At 56.1% G+C, this 16,106-nt stretch carries 17 protein-coding genes; 10 read left to right on the forward strand and 7 right to left on the reverse strand.

The genetic code is table 11. The features are described 5' to 3' along the window. Positions 1-10: 10 nt before the first annotated feature. The 5 genes from ACR0M3_RS01655 to ACR0M3_RS01675 all read right to left on the reverse strand — a co-directional run bounded on the left by ACR0M3_RS01655 (position 11) and on the right by ACR0M3_RS01675 (position 4,382). Positions 11-1,051 carry a substrate-binding domain-containing protein gene (locus ACR0M3_RS01655; protein WP_267365708.1) on the reverse strand — a complete coding sequence of 347 codons (1,041 nt, stop codon included), beginning with the start codon at positions 1,049-1,051 and terminating at the stop codon, positions 11-13. 185 nt (positions 1,052-1,236) lie between these two features. Next, a complete protein-coding gene (locus tag ACR0M3_RS01660) occupies positions 1,237-2,283 on the reverse strand; it encodes an ATP-binding protein (RefSeq protein ID WP_480537869.1) in 1,047 nt (348 codons plus the stop codon). A 28-nt stretch (positions 2,284-2,311) separates the two neighbouring features. Continuing rightward, positions 2,312-2,836, reverse strand: a complete 525-nt coding sequence (locus ACR0M3_RS01665; RefSeq protein WP_480564765.1) for a gamma carbonic anhydrase family protein — start codon at positions 2,834-2,836, stop codon at positions 2,312-2,314. Then, positions 2,833-3,474: a guanylate kinase gene (gmk, locus tag ACR0M3_RS01670; protein ID WP_480485630.1), complete on the reverse strand. Its 642-nt coding sequence runs from the start codon at positions 3,472-3,474 to the stop codon at positions 2,833-2,835. The genes ACR0M3_RS01665 and gmk overlap by 4 nt, the downstream gene beginning before the upstream one ends. Positions 3,475-3,491: 17 nt before the next feature. Then, the gene (locus tag ACR0M3_RS01675; RefSeq protein ID WP_480909416.1) at positions 3,492-4,382 is read right to left on the reverse strand and encodes a YicC/YloC family endoribonuclease; all 891 of its coding nucleotides are present in this window, start codon (positions 4,380-4,382) and stop codon (positions 3,492-3,494) included. 245 nt (positions 4,383-4,627) lie between these two features. On the opposite strand from ACR0M3_RS01675, the gene ACR0M3_RS01680 reads away from it, so the two are divergent. After that, positions 4,628-5,302 (forward strand): PAS domain-containing protein, encoded by a 675-nt coding sequence (locus tag ACR0M3_RS01680; protein WP_480480919.1) that lies wholly within the window; start codon positions 4,628-4,630, stop codon positions 5,300-5,302. Between the two features lie 71 nt (positions 5,303-5,373). Here ACR0M3_RS01680 and ACR0M3_RS01685 read toward each other — a convergent pair whose 3' ends face one another. Further along, on the reverse strand, positions 5,374-6,744 hold the full coding sequence (locus ACR0M3_RS01685; protein WP_480480917.1) for a class II 3-deoxy-7-phosphoheptulonate synthase: 1,371 nt from the start codon (positions 6,742-6,744) through the stop codon (positions 5,374-5,376). Positions 6,745-6,913: 169 nt separating this feature from the next. On the opposite strand from ACR0M3_RS01685, the gene ACR0M3_RS01690 reads away from it, so the two are divergent. Next, on the forward strand, positions 6,914-7,918 hold the full coding sequence (locus tag ACR0M3_RS01690) for a GlxA family transcriptional regulator (protein ID WP_267365697.1): 1,005 nt from the start codon (positions 6,914-6,916) through the stop codon (positions 7,916-7,918). Positions 7,919-7,920: 2 nt separating this feature from the next. On the opposite strand, the gene ACR0M3_RS01695 is transcribed toward ACR0M3_RS01690, so the two are convergent. Continuing rightward, the gene (locus tag ACR0M3_RS01695) at positions 7,921-9,018 is read right to left on the reverse strand and encodes a PQQ-dependent sugar dehydrogenase (protein ID WP_480909419.1); all 1,098 of its coding nucleotides are present in this window, start codon (positions 9,016-9,018) and stop codon (positions 7,921-7,923) included. A 154-nt stretch (positions 9,019-9,172) separates the two neighbouring features. On the opposite strand from ACR0M3_RS01695, the gene ACR0M3_RS01700 reads away from it, so the two are divergent. From ACR0M3_RS01700 to ACR0M3_RS01735, 8 genes are all read left to right on the forward strand, one after another. Next, positions 9,173-10,354: an ABC transporter substrate-binding protein gene (locus ACR0M3_RS01700; RefSeq protein ID WP_209503916.1), complete on the forward strand. Its 1,182-nt coding sequence runs from the start codon at positions 9,173-9,175 to the stop codon at positions 10,352-10,354. A gap of 106 nt (positions 10,355-10,460) precedes the next feature. Next, positions 10,461-11,249, forward strand: a complete 789-nt coding sequence (locus ACR0M3_RS01705) for an ABC transporter ATP-binding protein (RefSeq protein ID WP_480909422.1) — start codon at positions 10,461-10,463, stop codon at positions 11,247-11,249. 8 nt (positions 11,250-11,257) lie between these two features. Continuing rightward, on the forward strand, positions 11,258-12,088 hold the full coding sequence (locus ACR0M3_RS01710) for an ABC transporter ATP-binding protein (protein ID WP_209504888.1): 831 nt from the start codon (positions 11,258-11,260) through the stop codon (positions 12,086-12,088). 5 nt (positions 12,089-12,093) lie between these two features. Continuing rightward, positions 12,094-12,516 carry a hypothetical protein gene (locus ACR0M3_RS01715; protein ID WP_480909424.1) on the forward strand — a complete coding sequence of 141 codons (423 nt, stop codon included), beginning with the start codon at positions 12,094-12,096 and terminating at the stop codon, positions 12,514-12,516. A gap of 277 nt (positions 12,517-12,793) precedes the next feature. Beyond that, positions 12,794-13,123: a hypothetical protein gene (locus ACR0M3_RS01720; RefSeq protein WP_480909426.1), complete on the forward strand. Its 330-nt coding sequence runs from the start codon at positions 12,794-12,796 to the stop codon at positions 13,121-13,123. A 206-nt stretch (positions 13,124-13,329) separates the two neighbouring features. Next, on the forward strand, positions 13,330-14,340 hold the full coding sequence (locus tag ACR0M3_RS01725; protein ID WP_480909429.1) for a branched-chain amino acid ABC transporter permease: 1,011 nt from the start codon (positions 13,330-13,332) through the stop codon (positions 14,338-14,340). Beyond that, entirely contained in the window at positions 14,337-15,650 is a 1,314-nt protein-coding gene (locus tag ACR0M3_RS01730) for a branched-chain amino acid ABC transporter permease (RefSeq protein WP_480909432.1), read from the forward strand. Before ACR0M3_RS01725 ends, ACR0M3_RS01730 begins: the two co-directional genes overlap by 4 nt. A gap of 181 nt (positions 15,651-15,831) precedes the next feature. Further along, complete coding sequence (locus ACR0M3_RS01735; protein WP_480545571.1) at positions 15,832-16,086, forward strand: hypothetical protein; 255 nt, start codon at positions 15,832-15,834, stop codon at positions 16,084-16,086. The last annotated feature ends 20 nt before the right edge of the window (positions 16,087-16,106 follow it).

Here is a 16,106-nt window from a genome sequence, read left to right on the forward strand (position 1 = left end):
AAAGGCGGGATTAGCTGCCCGAACCCATGGTTACTTCGTTGGCGATTGCATCCTGAGTTTTTGCCAGCTCAGGGTCCGCAACCAGACCATAGTTTGCCAGAGGACCCGAAGCGCCTGCGATTTCGTCGTGGGTAAAGAACTGGGCATATTCTTTCAGGCCGGGGATCACGCCGATATGGGCTTTCTTCACGTAGAAGAACAGCGGGCGCGAAACCGGATATTCACCGGTCGAGATGGTTTCGGTCGAAGGAGCGATACCCGACATGGTTGCCACTTTCAGCTTATCGGTGTTGTTCTCGTAGAACGCCAGGCCGAAGATGCCGATGCCATTGGGGTTGGTGTCGATACGCGCCAGCGTTTCGGTGTAGTCACCATCAATGTCGACCGCTTTCCCGTCGGTACGAACGGCCAGACATGCATCTTCTGCGTCGTCTTCGCTCATACCGCCAGCAATCATGGCTTCCATCGCGCCGGTCGCTTCACACCCGATCAGCAGAACTTTTTCTTCGAACACTTCACGGGTGCCGTGTTTTGTACCCGGAATAAAGCCCGCGATTTCTACATCAGGCAGTTCGGGGTTGAATTCAGCCCAGGTGGTGTAAGGGTTATCAACCACTTCGCCGTCTTTCAGAACTTTCGCGCCCAAAGCGTTAAAGATGTCGGCAGGTTCAAAAGCGGTGAAGGCAGGACCGGTCTGCTGGCTTGCAAAAACGATGCCATCATAACCGATGCGGACTTCCATGATGTCAGTCACACCGTTTTCGGCGCAGGCTTTGATTTCTTTTTCACGGATCGCGCGCGATGCGTTTGCAATGTCGATGGTGTTTTCACCAACACCCTCACAGAAACGCTTCAGACCGGCTGACGAACCGCCCGATTCAACAACCGGGGTCGGGAAGTCGGTGTTCTCACCAAACAGTTCCGCAACGATCGAGGCATATGGAAGAACGGTCGACGAACCGGCAACCTGAACGTTGTCACGGGCAGCAGCGGTGGTTGCCGAGACGGTGGCGATTGCCAGCGCAGAAGCCGACAGTTTTACAAAGGACATTTCAGTCTCCTTGAAAAGGTATGATTGATCACCCCCATGATGATCCTGCGTGCACCCCTAGGGGCCGTGCGTAAGCCTTTTGTGACAAGTGTGTAACGCTTTTATGACAACCTTCGTTTATCCGGAGATTTCGGGTCAAAAAATCGAAACGAGGCAGATTTTGAAGGGCGGTAATGTGGGAAGGGCTACCGTGGTAAGATGACCGTAAAGACGGAACCTTTTCCCAACTCACTTTCCACGCGCAACCGTCCACGGTGGCGATTGACGATGTGCTTGACGATAGCCAGCCCCAGCCCCGTTCCACCCAACTGCCGGGATCTGTGATTGTCGGCGCGATAGAATCGCTCGGTCAGACGTGGCAGATGCACGGAATCAATTCCTGGCCCCTTGTCGATGACCTTCACCCGCACCCCAGGCCCACGCATGGCCGAGTCACGCTCTGATGACAGAACGCTGACTGTGACGCTACCACCGCTGGCACCGTATTTTATTCCGTTTTCGATCAGGTTGGTGAATACCTGCCGTAACTGATCGCTGTCTCCGGTCACGGAAAGCGGGCCGTCCTGTGCGTCAAGCGTCAGCGTCACGCCCGCCTCTTCCGCCAGGGGGCGCAACGAGTTCAGGGTGGATTGCAGCAGCCCTGTCAGCTCCAGCTGTTGATTTGGTCGAACTCTTTCTTCGCTTTCCACGCGGTTCAGGGACAAAAGATCGCCAACCAGCCGGTTCATCCTGTTGGCTTCATCGGCCATGATTTGCAAGAACCGGTCACGTGCAGCCGGATCGTTGCGCGCAGGGCCACGCAAGGTTTCAATGAAGCCCATCAGTGCCGTCAAAGGCGTCCGCAATTCGTGACTGACATTGGCAACAAAGTCGCGGCGCATCTGACTTGCCTGTTCCAGATGCGTGACATCTTGAAAAGTGGCCAGAACGGCCCCGCCCGACACGGCTCCGACCCCGTTCATATACCGGCATTGCACATCAAATGTCGTGTCCTGTGCACCATCATTGGAAAGATGACGTGCCGTCTTGGTTCCCTTCGATTGAAGGCTTTGTTCAATTGCTTCAAGAACCTGTGGCTGCCGCAGGATGGTCGCAAAATGCCGCCCCACGATATTCTGCCCCAAAAGGGTTTTCGCATCCGTATTGGCGGCAACGATCCGTTCGGTCTGATCCACCATCAGCGCGGGCATAGGGATGGCCTGGACAAATCCATCAAGAAGGTCATCTGACATGCTTCAAACCCCGATCAATCCACGCGCCTTATTGAGCAGCTCTCAGGGTGTCACGAAACCTGCGCATGTTTTCCTGATAGTGCAGCGCGCTTAGGGTAATCCGTTTTGCTGCGACCTCGTCCAGCTGGCGCACCACTTTGCCCGGAGCCCCCATCACAAGGGAATTATCCGGAATCTCCTTGCCTTCCGTGATCAGGGCCCCTGCCCCGATCAGGCAATTCCGGCCGATCCGGGCACCATTCAGAACAATCGCGCCCATTCCGATCAGAGTATTTTCTCCGATCGTACACCCGTGCAGCATCACTTTGTGTCCGATGGTGCAATTCGGACCAATCGACAAAGGATACCCGGCATCGATATGCATGACGCAGTTTTCCTGAACGTTGCTGCCTGCACCAACGCGGATTTCCTCGTGATCTGCGCGTATCGTGCAGCCGAACCAAACCGAGGCGCCCTGTTCCAGCACGACCTTGCCGATTAGGTTGGCATCGGGCGCAACCCACGTGTCCTCGTGAAAATCCGGCATGTGCTCACCTAAAGCGTAGATCGTCATGACAGCCCCTCGAATTCGTTTTGAAGTTTGCGCACGTGCTGTTGCAGATTTGGCTGTTGAATACGGCGCATCCGTTCGGCGCTGACGATGGTCTTCAGCTTCTTTTCGGTCGCCTCAAGATCGTCATTGATCAGGACATAATCGTAATAGCCCCAGTGGCTGATCTCGTCCCAGCTTTTGAGCATCCGCCTTGCGATAACTTCATCGCTATCCTGTCCACGCGATTCCAGACGGCGGCGCAGTTCAGGGATCGACGGCGGCAGGATGAAGATCGACAGCGCGTGTTTACCCAAGTCCGAATTGCGGATCTGAACCTCACCTTGCCAGTCCACGTCGAACAGAACGTCCTTGCCCGCGTGAATCGAGCTACGCACCGGATCAGCGGGTGAGCCGTAGAAATTGCCGAAAACATGCGCATGTTCTAGCATCTGGCCATTGGAGACCTTCTGCTTGAACTCGTCCTCTGAAAGAAAATAGTAATCCCGCCCATGTTCTTCTCCCGGACGCGGGGCGCGGGTTGTGGCCGAGACCGAAAACTCAAGGTCCTTGTCCCAGTCCATCAGCCGCTTTGCCAGGGTGGATTTGCCTGCCCCGGACGGGGAAGACAGGATGATTAAAAGGCCTCGGCGATCCGCCATATCAGTCGTTCCCATCATTATTCTACGTTTTGCACTTGTTCGCGCATCTGATCGATCACCGCCTTCAGTTCCAGCCCGACAGCCGTCAGTTCCGTACTCTGAGCCTTGGAACACAACGTGTTGGTTTCGCGGTTGAATTCCTGCATCAGGAAATCAAGTTTGCGCCCGACAGCCCCTTCCTGCCCAAGCAGCTCTCTTGCTGCGACGACATGTGCAGACAGGCGGTCAATCTCTTCGGTAATGTCGGCTTTGACCGCGATCAATGCCAGTTCCTGCGCGATGCGATCCGGGTCCGCGCCCTGCGCGTTGTCCAGTACGTGCGCCAGATTGTCCCGCAATGTCGCGGCCATCTTGTCCTTACGATGCGCGGCCAGATCAGCTGCCTGAGCTGTCAGCGCCGCAACCTGATCCAACTGAGTGTTCAGCACGTCAGCCAACGCTTCGCCCTCGGTCCGGCGCATTTCGACAAAAGCGGCCAACAGGTCGTTGAAATCTTCGGTCAGGCGCGCAACCAGCGGAGCGGGATCATCCGCATCTGCGGTTGCATCCAACATGCCTTTCAGTGCCAATAGGTCCGAGGCGCGCGCCGGCTCCAGAGCAATACCGCGCGCAGCTGCCATCTTGTGTGTTTGTTCCAAAGCGCTCAGGGCCGCGGCCATAGCGACCTCGTTCAATGCCAGTTCCGAGGCAGAGTCCTCGCGGGTCAGACGCATTGAAAGGGTCACATTCCCTCGGCTCAGGGATTTTGACAGCGCGGCCCGAAGGGCCACCTCAAGCCCGGTCAGCCAATCAGGGACGCGCAGGCGCATATCAAGGCCTTTGCCGTTAACACTGCGCAACTCCCACGTCCAGCTGTGCGGTCCGTATTCCCCCTTCCCCGAGGCAAACCCGGTCATGGATCTGATCATGCCTGTCCTTTCCTGTGACCTCACCCATTTGGATGTGTGCCGCACCTAATGCGATTGGCCGGTGCAGAGCAAGAGTTTGCTGAGGCCGCATTTGTTTGGCGTAAGTTAACCATTCGTTAAAGAATTGCTCCAAAATTGAATAAACCCGAGTCAAACTACCCCTGGTAATGGCTTGCAGGCCACAAATGCTCCGGTTGTGTTGCATTTTATGAAAATGGCGGCCAATTGACGTAAGGGTGAAGAAAATGAAAACCTTTTTCGGGACTGGTTCCGGGTCAGAATTTGGAAAGATCGTCGCAATGGATCGCTTTGACAGTGGGCGCAGCCTTACGCCGATCCGCCAGGCCGAGGCGTATTGGACTGCATTGCTGAGCGGTGACGGTGTTCCGATGCGGTCTCAGGTCGACCCGCGTGGACTGGAAAACATACTTGAATATACTTTCATTCTTGAACGGATCGCGCCCGGACTGGCCCGGTTTCGTCTTGCCGGAAGCCACTTGAACGCGCTTGCGGGTATGGAGGTTCGCGGCATGCCTGTGACGGCCTTTTTCCAACCTGATGACCGCGCCAGTCTTAAGGACGTTCTGGAGCAGGTATTCGCAGCACCCGCCGTTGCCGAACTGGGGTTGGATTCGAGCGGGATACTGGGACGTACCCGGATGCAGGCCTGCATGATCCTTTTGCCGCTCAAAAGCGATCTGGGCGACGTCAGCCGGGTTCTGGGCGTCATGGTTGCGGATGGTGCGATTGGTAAAACCCCACGCAGATTTTCGATTACTGATACGCGGATCAAATCGTTTTCGGAAGTTCAGGCACCAGTTCCTGCTGTGCCTCAAACCGTTGACGGTTTTGCCGAAGACCAAACGGATTTCAAACGCGCGGCCAAACACCTTCGTCTGGTCGTGTCGCGCGATGACTGAACCAGTTTGAACACCCGGAACAAAAAAAACAGCGGACCGTTGGCCCGCTGTTTTTCCCTCTTTTCGCACGCTTAACTTGCGGCGCGTTTTGATCCGTTACGGCGCAGGTTGGTCAGTTCTTCCGCCACAAGGAACGCCAGTTCCAGTGACTGAGACGCGTTCAGGCGTGGGTCGCAGGCGGTGTGGTAACGATCCGACAGATCCTCTTCGGTCACGGCCCGCACACCACCGGTGCATTCGGTAACGTCGAGACCGGTCATCTCGAAATGGACACCGCCAGGGATCGTGCCCTCGGATTGATGCACACCAAAGAAATCGCGCACCTCACGCAGGACAGAATCGAACGGGCGGGTTTTGTAGCCCGTGGCCGATTTGATCGTATTGCCGTGCATCGGGTCGCACACCCAAGTAACCTTGGCGCCTTCTTCCTTCACGGCCTTGACCAGACGCGGAAGGTGTTCACCCGCCTTGCCTGCACCAAAGCGCGCGATCAGGGTCAGACGGCCCTCTTCATTTTCAGGGTTCAGCTTCGACATGAGAACCTTGAGATCTTCTGCCGTCGTCGTCGGACCACATTTCAATCCGATCGGGTTCAGAACGCCACGACAGAACTCGACATGTGCGCCGTCAGGTTGGCGTGTACGGTCGCCGATCCAGATCATGTGGCCAGACCCGGCCAGCCAGTTGCCCGAGGTCGAATCCAGACGGGTCAGCGCCTCTTCATATTCCAGTAACAGACCTTCGTGACTGGTGTAGAATTCAACGGTCGAGAATTCGTGCGTCGTGTCTGCCGTGATACCAGCCGCTTCCATGAAGTCGATGGTGTCCTGAATGCGGTCCGCAACTTCGGAATACTTCTGAACGTCCTGTTCGTCGGTAAAGCCCAGCGTCCACGAATGAACACGGCTCATGTCGGCGAAGCCACCGGTTGAGAAGGCACGCAGCAGGTTCAACGTGGCCGCCGCCTGCGTGTAGGCCTGCAACATCTTTCCGGGATTCGGAATCCGCGCTTCGGGCGTGAACGCCAGTTCGTTGATGATGTCACCCCGGTAGCTGGGCAGTTCTACACCATTCACAACCTCTGTCGGGGCGCTGCGCGGCTTTGCAAATTGACCGGCCATGCGACCGACCTTTACCACGGGCACCTTGGCACCGTAGGTCAGAACCATCGCCATTTGCAGCATCACCTTGAAGGTGTCACGGATCGCATCGGCGCTGAATTGTTCAAAGCTTTCAGCACAATCCCCGCCCTGAAGCAGGAAGGCCTCGCCGCGACCGGCGGCACCAAGATGTTGCTTGAGGCGCCGCGCTTCACCGGCAAAGACCAGCGGGGGATACTGCGAAAGCTGGGCCTCGACCTTGGCCAATGCGGCCGCGTCGGTATAGTCTGGCATCTGAACCCGGGGCTTGTTGCGCCAGTTCGACTTTTGCCATTCGGTCATAGCTTTGATCTCCGCTGAAGTGTTCAGGTCGCCTCTATACAAAAAGCAATGAAGAGTGACCATATCCCATTTGCGCCTCTTGACGCCGCAAACAAGCTTTGATCATGGTGACTGCCAAATACGTCGCCGGATACCAGGTTTTCCCGCGCAGAATTAAGGACATTTTGTCATGCAAGTGCAACGCCAAGCAGTCACGGTGGAAAATGCTGGGGCCACACCCCGCCATTTCGTTTTTGTCCTGCTGGACAAGTTTTCGCTGCTGTCTTTTGCGTCGGCGCTCGACAGCCTGCGCATCGCAAACCGCATGGCCGACAAACAACTTTATACATGGACGCTTTCAGGTGAAGGCGGAGATTCGATTTCATGTTCAGCCGGAACCGAATTCAAACTGGATCGTGACCTGGACGAACTGCAACGCGACGATGTCGTTCTGATTTGCGGGGGCGTTGACGTACAAGCCGCGACCACCAAACGCATTCTGAACTGGTTGCGGCGCGAGGCACGGCGCGGATTGCGGATCGGCGGTCTGTGCACGGCTGCTTATACCTTGGCCAAGGCGGGTCTGCTAGATAACAAACGCGCCACGATACATTGGGAAAACTCAGACAGTTTCATCGAAGAATTCGATGAGGTCGAGTTGACGAAAGCTGTCTTTCAGATTGACGGCGGTCGTATGACGACGGCTGGAGGGACCTCGTCTATCGATCTGATGCTCAAGTTGATTGCAGACGATTTCGGCGAAGACCTGGCAAATGCGGTGGCGGATCAGATGATCTATTCGTCTATCCGGACAGATCAGGACACGCAGCGCCTATCTACACCGACACGGATTGGCGTACGTCACCCCAAGTTGAGTCAGGTCATCCTGATGATGGAAAAGAACATAGAAGAGCCGATCTCACCTTCGATTCTGGCCAAGGAAGTCGGCATGTCGACCCGCCAGCTTGAGCGTCTGTTCCGGCGCTATCTCAGCCGCTCGCCCAAGCGGTACTATATGGAACTTCGCTTGCACAAGGCGCGGAACCTGCTGATGCAAACGGATATGAGCGTCATCAACGTAGCGCTGGCCTGTGGGTTCGCTTCGCCCAGCCATTTCTCAAAATGCTACCGCGCGCATTACAACACCACACCCTATCGCGAACGCGGAGCGCAAAGCGGGCGGCTATCGGTGTAAGGTCACTCCGCCGGAGATATTCTGTAAACTGCCCCCTTTCCAACCGAAATAAACCAGATCGACCCGTCTGGCGCTTCGACGATATCGCGGACGCGCTCGGTTTCAGGGCTTCTGATCTGTTCGGCTTCATGCAATGGATCGCCCTGAAGTCGGGCGATATAGTCAAATTTCAAAGATCCTACGAAAACATCACCTGCCCATTGCGGCCAGAGCTTGCCGGAATAAACCAGCAGGCCGGACGGCGCGATGGAAGGATCCCAGTAGTGAGCTGGCTGTTCCAGCCCCTCTTTGGCTGTACCTTCACCGATTTTTTCACCTGAATAATGCGTGCCATAGGAGATGACGGGCCAACCATAATTCCGGCCTGCGCGGGGTTGGTTGATTTCATCTCCACCCCGCGCCCCGTGTTCCGAGGTCCAAAGTCGGCCAAGCGCGTCCAAGTCCGCGCCCTGCGGATTTCGATGGCCGTATGACCATATCTCGGGTTCGATATTCGATTGCCCGACAAAGGGGTTATCTGCCGGAACCGTCCCATCGCGGTTGATACGAATGACCGAGCCCATGGGATTGGACCGATCCTGTGCATTCTCCGCCTGCCCCCGGTCACCGAGGGTCACGAACAATGTCCCGTCCAGCGCTTCGACCACACGACTGCCAAAATGCCGACCACCCGTACCACCGGGCGATGCCTCGAAAATTACTCGGAAGTTCTGAAGGTTTTTGCCAGTCTCGGACAGGTGCGCAACCGCAACCGCAGTCCCTGCACCGTCGCCCTGAGGTTTTGCGAAAGTCAGAAAGATCTCTCGGCTTTGATTGAAATTGCGCGAAATCGTGACGTCCAGCAATCCGCCCTGCCCCAGAGCGGCAACCTTTGGAACGCCTGAAACATCCCCAACTTGTCCATTTCGAACATACAGCAACCTTCCATCCCGTTCCGTGACGAGGAAGCTTTCATCGGACAAAATGCCAACCGCCCATGGGGTCTCTAGCCCGCCGATCATTTCTTCCAGTTCGATCATCCCGGTGGAAACCGACAACGTCTGGGCTGCGGCATTCAAGGCGCAGAGTGAGAAAGACAGAATCATCGCCGTTCTAAGCATTCTGGTCCCTTTCGGTGACAATCAGGGGTGAGTCCCACCAAAACAGATAGGATTTCAAACGAAAAAGACAGGTTTGCGTTAGGACTTTTCTTTTCCGAACAGCTTGCCTAGGGTCGTCGCCAGAACGAATACGTTCACAACTGGGAGTAACCATATGAAAAAGCTGCTTACTGCAACTGCAGCAACTGCATTGCTGGCCGGCGCAGCCATGGCCGAAGATGTCAAACTGGGGATTTTGATCGGCTTTACCGGCCCGATTGAATCGCTGGCCCCTGCCATGGGATCGGGCGCGGAACTGGCAATCGCCGAAGTCAACGAATCCGGTAAGTTCATGAACGGTGCCAGCGTGGCTGGTGTACGTGCTGATACCGGCTGTATCGACAATGGTCTGTCCACCTCGAACGGCGAGCGTATGATCGCTGACGGCGTTGCAGGCATCATCGGCGGCGACTGTTCGGGTGTTACCGGCGCGATCCTGCAAAACGTTGCCATTCCAAACGGCATGGTCATGATCTCGCCTTCGGCGACCTCGCCCGGCCTGTCGACCATGGAGGACAACGGCCTGTTCTTCCGCACCGCGCCGTCGGATGCTCGCGAAGGTCAGGTTATGGCTGATATCCTCAAGGATCGTGGCATCAACTCGATCGCGCTGACCTATACCAACAACGACTATGGCAAAGGTCTGGCCGATGCGATCCAGACGTCCTTCGAGGCGGTTGGCGGCGAAGTGACCATCGTGACGGCGCACGAAGACGGCAAGGCCGACTATTCGGCTGAAGTTGGCGCGCTGGCCTCGGCCGGTGGCGACATTCTGGTTGTCGCGGGATATCTGGACCAGGGTGGTCTGGGCATCATCCAGTCGTCGCTGGACAGCGGTGCGTTCGACACCTTTGGTCTGCCCGGCGGCATGATCGGCGACTCGCTGCCCGCAAATGTCGGCCCCGACCTGAACGGCTCGTTCGGTCAGATCGCCGGGTCCGGTGGTGAAGGTGCAGAAAAGTACTTTGCACTGGCTGAAGCAGCCGGGTTTGACGGTTCTTCGCCCTATTCGCCCGAATCCTATGACGCGGCAGCGCTGTTCATGTTCGCCATGCAGGCCGCCGGTTCGACCAACCCCGCAGATTACGCGGGCAAAGTAATGGACGTCGCCAATGCGCCGGGTGAAAAGATTTATCCCGGTGAACTGGCGAAAGGTCTGGAACTGCTGGCCGCCGGTCAGGACATCGACTATGTCGGCGCGTCCGGTGTCGAGTTGATCGGCCCCGGCGAAAGCGCAGGGTCGTACCGCGAGATCGAAGTGACCGACGGCGAAAACAAGACCGTCAACTTCCGTTGATCCCGCATATCAAACCATAAAATCAAACAGCCCGGGCCTTGTGCCCGGGCTGTTTCAATGACAAAAGGCTGCACCTCGTTTCACGGGGACAAGGCAAGGGGATACCATGATCGTCGTCGAGGACGTGCATAAGCATTTCGGCGGATTTCACGCGGTGGATGGGGCGTCGCTGGAAATCCAAAAAGGGTCGATCACCGGCCTGATCGGGCCCAACGGGGCCGGAAAAACCACTCTGTTCAACGTGATCGCCGGTGTTTTACCCCCGACCAGCGGCAAGGTGGTCATGGATGGTGAAGATATCACCGGCCTGCCCCCGCATGAGCTGTTTCACAAGGGGTTGCTGCGCACGTTCCAGATCGCGCATGAATTCTCGTCGATGACCTGCCGCGAAAACCTGATGATGGTGCCCGGTTCGCAGTCGGGTGAGGCGCTGTGGAATACCTGGTTCGGACGCAAGCGCATTGCTGATGAAGAACGCGCGCTGAAAGCCAAGGCAGACGAGGTACTGGAATTTCTGACCATCGAACATCTGGCCGATCACAAGGCCGGTCAGGTTTCGGGCGGTCAAAAGAAACTGCTGGAACTTGGACGTACCATGATGGTGGACGCCAAGATCGTATTTCTGGACGAGGTCGGAGCAGGCGTGAACCGCACCCTGCTGATGACCATCGCCGATACGATCCTGCGCCTGAACAAAGAGCGTGGTTATACGTTCGTCGTTATCGAACACGACATGGATTTCATCGGCAAGATCTGCGACCCGGTCATCTGCATGGCCGAGGGCAAGGTTCTGGCCGAGGGCACTCTGGGTGAGATCAAGGCAAACGAGCACGTGATCGAAGCCTATCTTGGCACCGGCCTCAAAAACAAAGACAAGCTGGAGGCCCAGACATGACCGCTGGCATGAGCGATAACCCCTATCAGGACGACAAGGGCAACAAGGACGCATCGATTACCAACACGCAAGGTATCGGTACTATGACGCCTGCCCATCGGAAAAGCGGGACGACTCATCGCGTTGAAGGCGGCCCGTTTCTGATTGGCGACACCATGACTGGCGGCTATGGCAAGGGCCCGGATATCCTGCATGACTGTACCATTGCCGTGGATAAGGGGGAGATCGCCGTTATCGTCGGACCGAACGGTGCGGGCAAGTCAACGGCGATGAAAGCTGTGTTTGGGATGCTGGATGTGCGCGCCGGCTCAGTGCGTCTGGATGGCGAGGATATCACCAGCCTCACCCCGCAAGACCGCGTAATCCGCGGTATGGGCTTTGTTCCTCAGACGTCGAACATTTTCACCTCGATGACTGTCGAGGAAAATCTGGAAATGGGTGCCTTCATTCGGCGCGACGATTTCTCGGACACGATGGAGCAGGTCTATGACCTGTTCCCGATCCTGCGCGACAAACGCAACCAGCCCGCCGGAGAACTGTCTGGCGGTCAGCGCCAGCAGGTTGCCGTGGGTCGCGCGCTGATGACGCAACCCAAGGTCCTGATGCTGGACGAGCCGACCGCGGGTGTCTCACCCATCGTGATGGATGAGCTTTTTGACCGCATCATCGAGGTCGCGCGCACCGGCCTGCCGATCCTGATGGTTGAACAAAACGCCCGCCAAGCGCTTGAAATCGCGGATAAAGGATATGTTCTGGTTCAGGGGCGAAACGCCTATACCGGTACGGGCAAGGAACTGCTGGCCGATCCCGAGGTGCGGAAGAGTTTCTTGGGGGGGTGAGGCCTATGAAAACCAGCCTACTCGCCGTTTTCTGTTCATGTCTGCTAGGCAGCATCGCGTTTGCTCAGAGCCTAGCACCGCAAGCTAAGCAGTCTAGAAATGGGGTGATCTTCCGTTGCGAGTTCGAGAATCAACGAACGATCATCCTATCGGCGCTCGATGACAGGATTGTTTGGCAGGAAAATGGTTCTGATTACCCTGCCAGTGATTGGACACATATTCGGATATCGCATGACCCAATCTTGTCAGTATTTGCTTATGGTGTGGGCATCGGAAGCCCTAGGCTCGATATTTACCAAGGTATCTTCCACGCTGATAAGCCCGGCTACGACCTTGGAACTGCAATCCTCAGCGAGACGCTTGTTGGGCGCGAAAGGTTGATAGTAGAGGCCGTTGAGGGTTTTTGCCAAGGCGAGCAACAGAACTAGTGGGCTTTTTCAAAGCCATTTTGCACCCTCCAACTTCCTTCTTGTTTCCGCAATCAACTGAAGTCGCCAGTTTAGAAGGAAACGCTAGTTAATCTCGGTATCTGGCCGTCTTCAACCGCGACAACCATCCCAAGATTTCCACGCGTCGGCTGCAATCCGGTCACATTGTGCGTTTAGCGCCGGGCGCTGTGAAGGAAACGGTTTCCCGGACAAACAAATCTGATTCCAAGAAATCAAGCGAACCTTCTGAATGAAAAACTCTATTCAGGACCCAAAAATGAAAAAATGGATATGGGTGGCCGTCGCCACTTTGTGCACGACCGCAGCAATTGCGGAAGAACGCCACTTTGTCTGCGTCTCAGACCGCGACGGCAGTGAAGTGCGCCTCAAACGGGCGACGGAAGGAGACAAGGGCATCATCGAAACCACAAGTGTTTCTGGCGACGCGATGGTCTTCAAAGGCGTTGGCAACATGACGTTTGTCTATATCCAGGGCGATGAGGTCATGACCTTTGTCGTGAACTATGACGACATGACCTTTGATCTCTCGGTCAAAGGCCCCAACGCGGGGACTGATCGCGGCGCTTGTACTGAAACAAACGCCTGAGCCCCTTCCGACCATCTCGACCACGCACCGGAATTGACCGGTGCGTGACTGAGCCGGGCTTGATGTGGAAAGTCCGTCCTTCTTGAAAGCTTTTCTAGGGTTTTTTCGCTACCAGCAGGAAAATATGACGATAAACCGCGTGCAAAACATTGTGCCCGCGCAGACCGTTATGCCATAAGGTCGCACCCGGACAGTGAGAAGAAATAATGGACTTACTCAACGCGCTTGTTGCGCTTGCCAACTTTGTCATCGTGCCTGCGATTGCCTATGGCAGTCAGTTGGCATTGGGGGCGCTTGGCGTGACCCTTATCTACGGCATCCTGCGGTTTTCGAACTTTGCCCATGGTGACACCATGGCCTTTGGCGCGATGATCGCTGTGCTTGTCACCTGGGGCTTACAGGCCGCTGGTGTCAGCTTTGGGCCGTTGCCGACTGCCCTGCTCGCCCTGCCCTTTGCCATCCTTGGCTGCATCCTGCTGGTGTTGGTCACGGACAGGCTGGTCTACCGCTTTTACCGCGAACAAAAGGCCAAGCCGGTTATCCTTGTGATCGTTTCAATGGGTGTAATGTTCATCATGAACGGTCTGGTGCGCTTTATCATCGGGCCGGATGACCAAAAGTTCTCGGACGGTGCAAGATTCCTGATATCCGCGCGGGACTTCAAATCCATGACAGGCCTACAAGAGGGGCTGGCTATCAAGACCTCGCAAGGGATCACACTGATAGTGGCCGTTATTGCCGTGGTCTTGTTGTTCTGGTTCCTCAATAAAACACGAACCGGGAAATCGATGCGCGCCTATTCCGACAACGAGGATCTGGCGCTTTTGTCCGGCATCAACCCTGAACGTGTTGTGATGATCACCTGGATCATCGTGGCCGCCTTGGCGACCACAGCGGGTGTTCTTTACGGGTTGGACAAGAGCTTTAAACCCTTCGTCTATTTCCAGCTTCTGCTGCCGATATTCGCTTCGGCCATCGTGGGTGGCCTTGGTAACCCACTGGGCGCAATTGCCGGCGGGTTCATCATCGCGTTTTCCGAGGTGACGATCACCTATGCCTGGAAAAAAGTACTGACCTATGTGGCCCCCGAAAACCTGGAGCCGTCCGGATTGGTCCAGCTCCTGTCCACCGATTACAAATTCGCTGTCAGCTTTGTCATCCTGCTGATCGTGCTTCTGTTTAAGCCCACGGGCCTGTTCAAGGGAAAGGCAGTATGACCGAATCTGTCAAAAACACTCTGCTTTTCATAGCTGTTGGCAGTCTCATTTTGCTGACCGGTTTCACGCAAAGCTGGAACACTGCCGTTCTGATCCTGAACATGGGGCTGATCTCGGCCATCATGGCGATCGGTGTGAACTTGCAATGGGGCTTTGCGGGCCTGTTTAACGTAGGGGTCATGGGCTTCGTCGCGCTGGGCGGTCTGGCGGTTGTGCTGGTATCAACAGCGCCTACCCCGGGCGCCTGGGGCGCAGGCGGTTATGGTATCGTTCTGTCCTTGCTACTGGGGGCTGCCACCGTTGTTGCAGCAGTACTGGTGGCAACAAGAATGCCCAAAGGCCGGGTGCAGACGCTCACAATAATCACTGTCCTTATCGTCGGCTTCTTCCTCTACCGGGCCGTGTTCGACCCCAATGTTGCCGCGGTCGAGGCCATTGACCCGGCGATTGCCGGTAACATCGGTGGACTGAACCTGCCCGTTCTGCTGGCCTGGCCTGCCGGAGGTCTGCTGGCTGCCGGGGCGGCATGGCTGATTGGCAAAACCGCGCTTGGGCTGCGGTCAGATTATTTGGCAATTGCCACGCTGGGTATCGCCGAGATTATCATCGCCGTCATGAAGAACGAGGATTGGCTGGCCCGCGGCGTGAAGAATGTCTATGGCATTCCGCGCCCCTCACCGGTTGTCGGGTACGAAGTTGAATTGCAGCAAGATCCGGCTTTTCTGGCCCGCGCCGAATGGCTGGGGCTGGATCCGGTCACTGCGTCCACCCTCTCGGTGAAACTTGGGTATTCGCTGCTGTTCATGCTGGTTCTTCTGGCGTTACTCTGGATGGCGCAGATGGCGCTGAAAAGCCCGTGGGGTCGCATGATGCGCGCAATCCGCGACAATGAAGTCGCGGCCGAAGCCATGGGCAAGGACGTCACCCGTCGCCACTTGCAGATTTTCGTATTGGGGTCGGCCATTTGCGGCATCGCAGGCGCTATGATGACCACTCTGGACGGGCAGCTGACGCCAGGCACCTACAATCCGCTGCGCTTTACCTTTCTGGTTTGGGTCATGGTGATTGTTGGCGGTTCCGGCAACAACTTCGGAGCCGTACTTGGCGCGTTCCTGATCTGGTTCTTATGGGTCCAGGTCGAGCCGATTGGTTTGTGGTTGATGAGTGTGATCACCGCTGGCTTACCGGATGGCAGCGCGCTGAAGTCACATCTTATTGATAGTGCCGCGCATATGCGCCTGTTCACGATGGGCCTGATCCTGTTGATTGTTCTCAGATTCAGCCCAAGGGGTCTGATCCCCGAGAAATAGGTCAACGCCACGTTCCAATACGCAAAACCGCGCCACTAATCTGGCGCGGTTTCTTGATTCTTAAGGTTTTTCTGAATAAACGGACCCACCACAGTGTTTTTGATTTGCAGCAGGTCCCTGGCACTCACACCCGCCTATACCGTTTTAATCAATCAACATGACGAGTAGACAAGAGTAGAAAATGAAAGCACCACATCTGAAATCACTCATTCTGTTTTCGGCTATTGCCGTTGCAGTATCCGCCTGCGTCCCCAGTCCCGAAGATCTTGAGACGACGCCGGTCAAAGTACAGACACCAAAAGGTGTCGTGACCTGTCAGCTATATCGTCAGGATCGCGTGACCTGGGACCGTGCAATCGACTTCCCGGCCACGAAGATGTCGGTTCCCGAGGCTGACGCCTATTGTCGTCAGGAAGGCCAACGCCGACTGAAGTAAACGCGACAGCGCCCTCAAAG

The organism is Ruegeria sp. O5 (genome assembly GCF_056535105.1).

What these genes read in the sequence shown, in the direction of transcription:
- ACR0M3_RS01715 (WP_480909424.1), top strand. Translation starts at nt 12,094, where the DNA reads ATGAAAACCAGCCTACTCGCCGTTTTCTGTTCATGTCTGCTAGGCAGC.
- ACR0M3_RS01680 (WP_480480919.1), top strand. Translation starts at nt 4,628, where the DNA reads ATGAAAACCTTTTTCGGGACTGGTTCCGGGTCAGAATTTGGAAAGATC.
- ACR0M3_RS01700 (WP_209503916.1), top strand. Translation starts at nt 9,173, where the DNA reads ATGAAAAAGCTGCTTACTGCAACTGCAGCAACTGCATTGCTGGCCGGC.
- ACR0M3_RS01665 (WP_480564765.1), bottom strand. Translation starts at nt 2,836, where the DNA reads ATGACGATCTACGCTTTAGGTGAGCACATGCCGGATTTTCACGAGGAC.
- ACR0M3_RS01685 (WP_480480917.1), bottom strand. Translation starts at nt 6,744, where the DNA reads ATGACCGAATGGCAAAAGTCGAACTGGCGCAACAAGCCCCGGGTTCAG.
- ACR0M3_RS01695 (WP_480909419.1), bottom strand. Translation starts at nt 9,018, where the DNA reads ATGCTTAGAACGGCGATGATTCTGTCTTTCTCACTCTGCGCCTTGAAT.
- ACR0M3_RS01675 (WP_480909416.1), bottom strand. Translation starts at nt 4,382, where the DNA reads ATGATCAGATCCATGACCGGGTTTGCCTCGGGGAAGGGGGAATACGGA.
- ACR0M3_RS01705 (WP_480909422.1), top strand. Translation starts at nt 10,461, where the DNA reads ATGATCGTCGTCGAGGACGTGCATAAGCATTTCGGCGGATTTCACGCG.
- ACR0M3_RS01660 (WP_480537869.1), bottom strand. Translation starts at nt 2,283, where the DNA reads ATGTCAGATGACCTTCTTGATGGATTTGTCCAGGCCATCCCTATGCCC.
- ACR0M3_RS01655 (WP_267365708.1), bottom strand. Translation starts at nt 1,051, where the DNA reads ATGTCCTTTGTAAAACTGTCGGCTTCTGCGCTGGCAATCGCCACCGTC.
- ACR0M3_RS01690 (WP_267365697.1), top strand. Translation starts at nt 6,914, where the DNA reads ATGCAAGTGCAACGCCAAGCAGTCACGGTGGAAAATGCTGGGGCCACA.
- ACR0M3_RS01710 (WP_209504888.1), top strand. Translation starts at nt 11,258, where the DNA reads ATGAGCGATAACCCCTATCAGGACGACAAGGGCAACAAGGACGCATCG.
- ACR0M3_RS01735 (WP_480545571.1), top strand. Translation starts at nt 15,832, where the DNA reads ATGAAAGCACCACATCTGAAATCACTCATTCTGTTTTCGGCTATTGCC.
- ACR0M3_RS01730 (WP_480909432.1), top strand. Translation starts at nt 14,337, where the DNA reads ATGACCGAATCTGTCAAAAACACTCTGCTTTTCATAGCTGTTGGCAGT.
- ACR0M3_RS01720 (WP_480909426.1), top strand. Translation starts at nt 12,794, where the DNA reads ATGAAAAAATGGATATGGGTGGCCGTCGCCACTTTGTGCACGACCGCA.
- gmk (WP_480485630.1), bottom strand. Translation starts at nt 3,474, where the DNA reads ATGGCGGATCGCCGAGGCCTTTTAATCATCCTGTCTTCCCCGTCCGGG.
- ACR0M3_RS01725 (WP_480909429.1), top strand. Translation starts at nt 13,330, where the DNA reads ATGGACTTACTCAACGCGCTTGTTGCGCTTGCCAACTTTGTCATCGTG.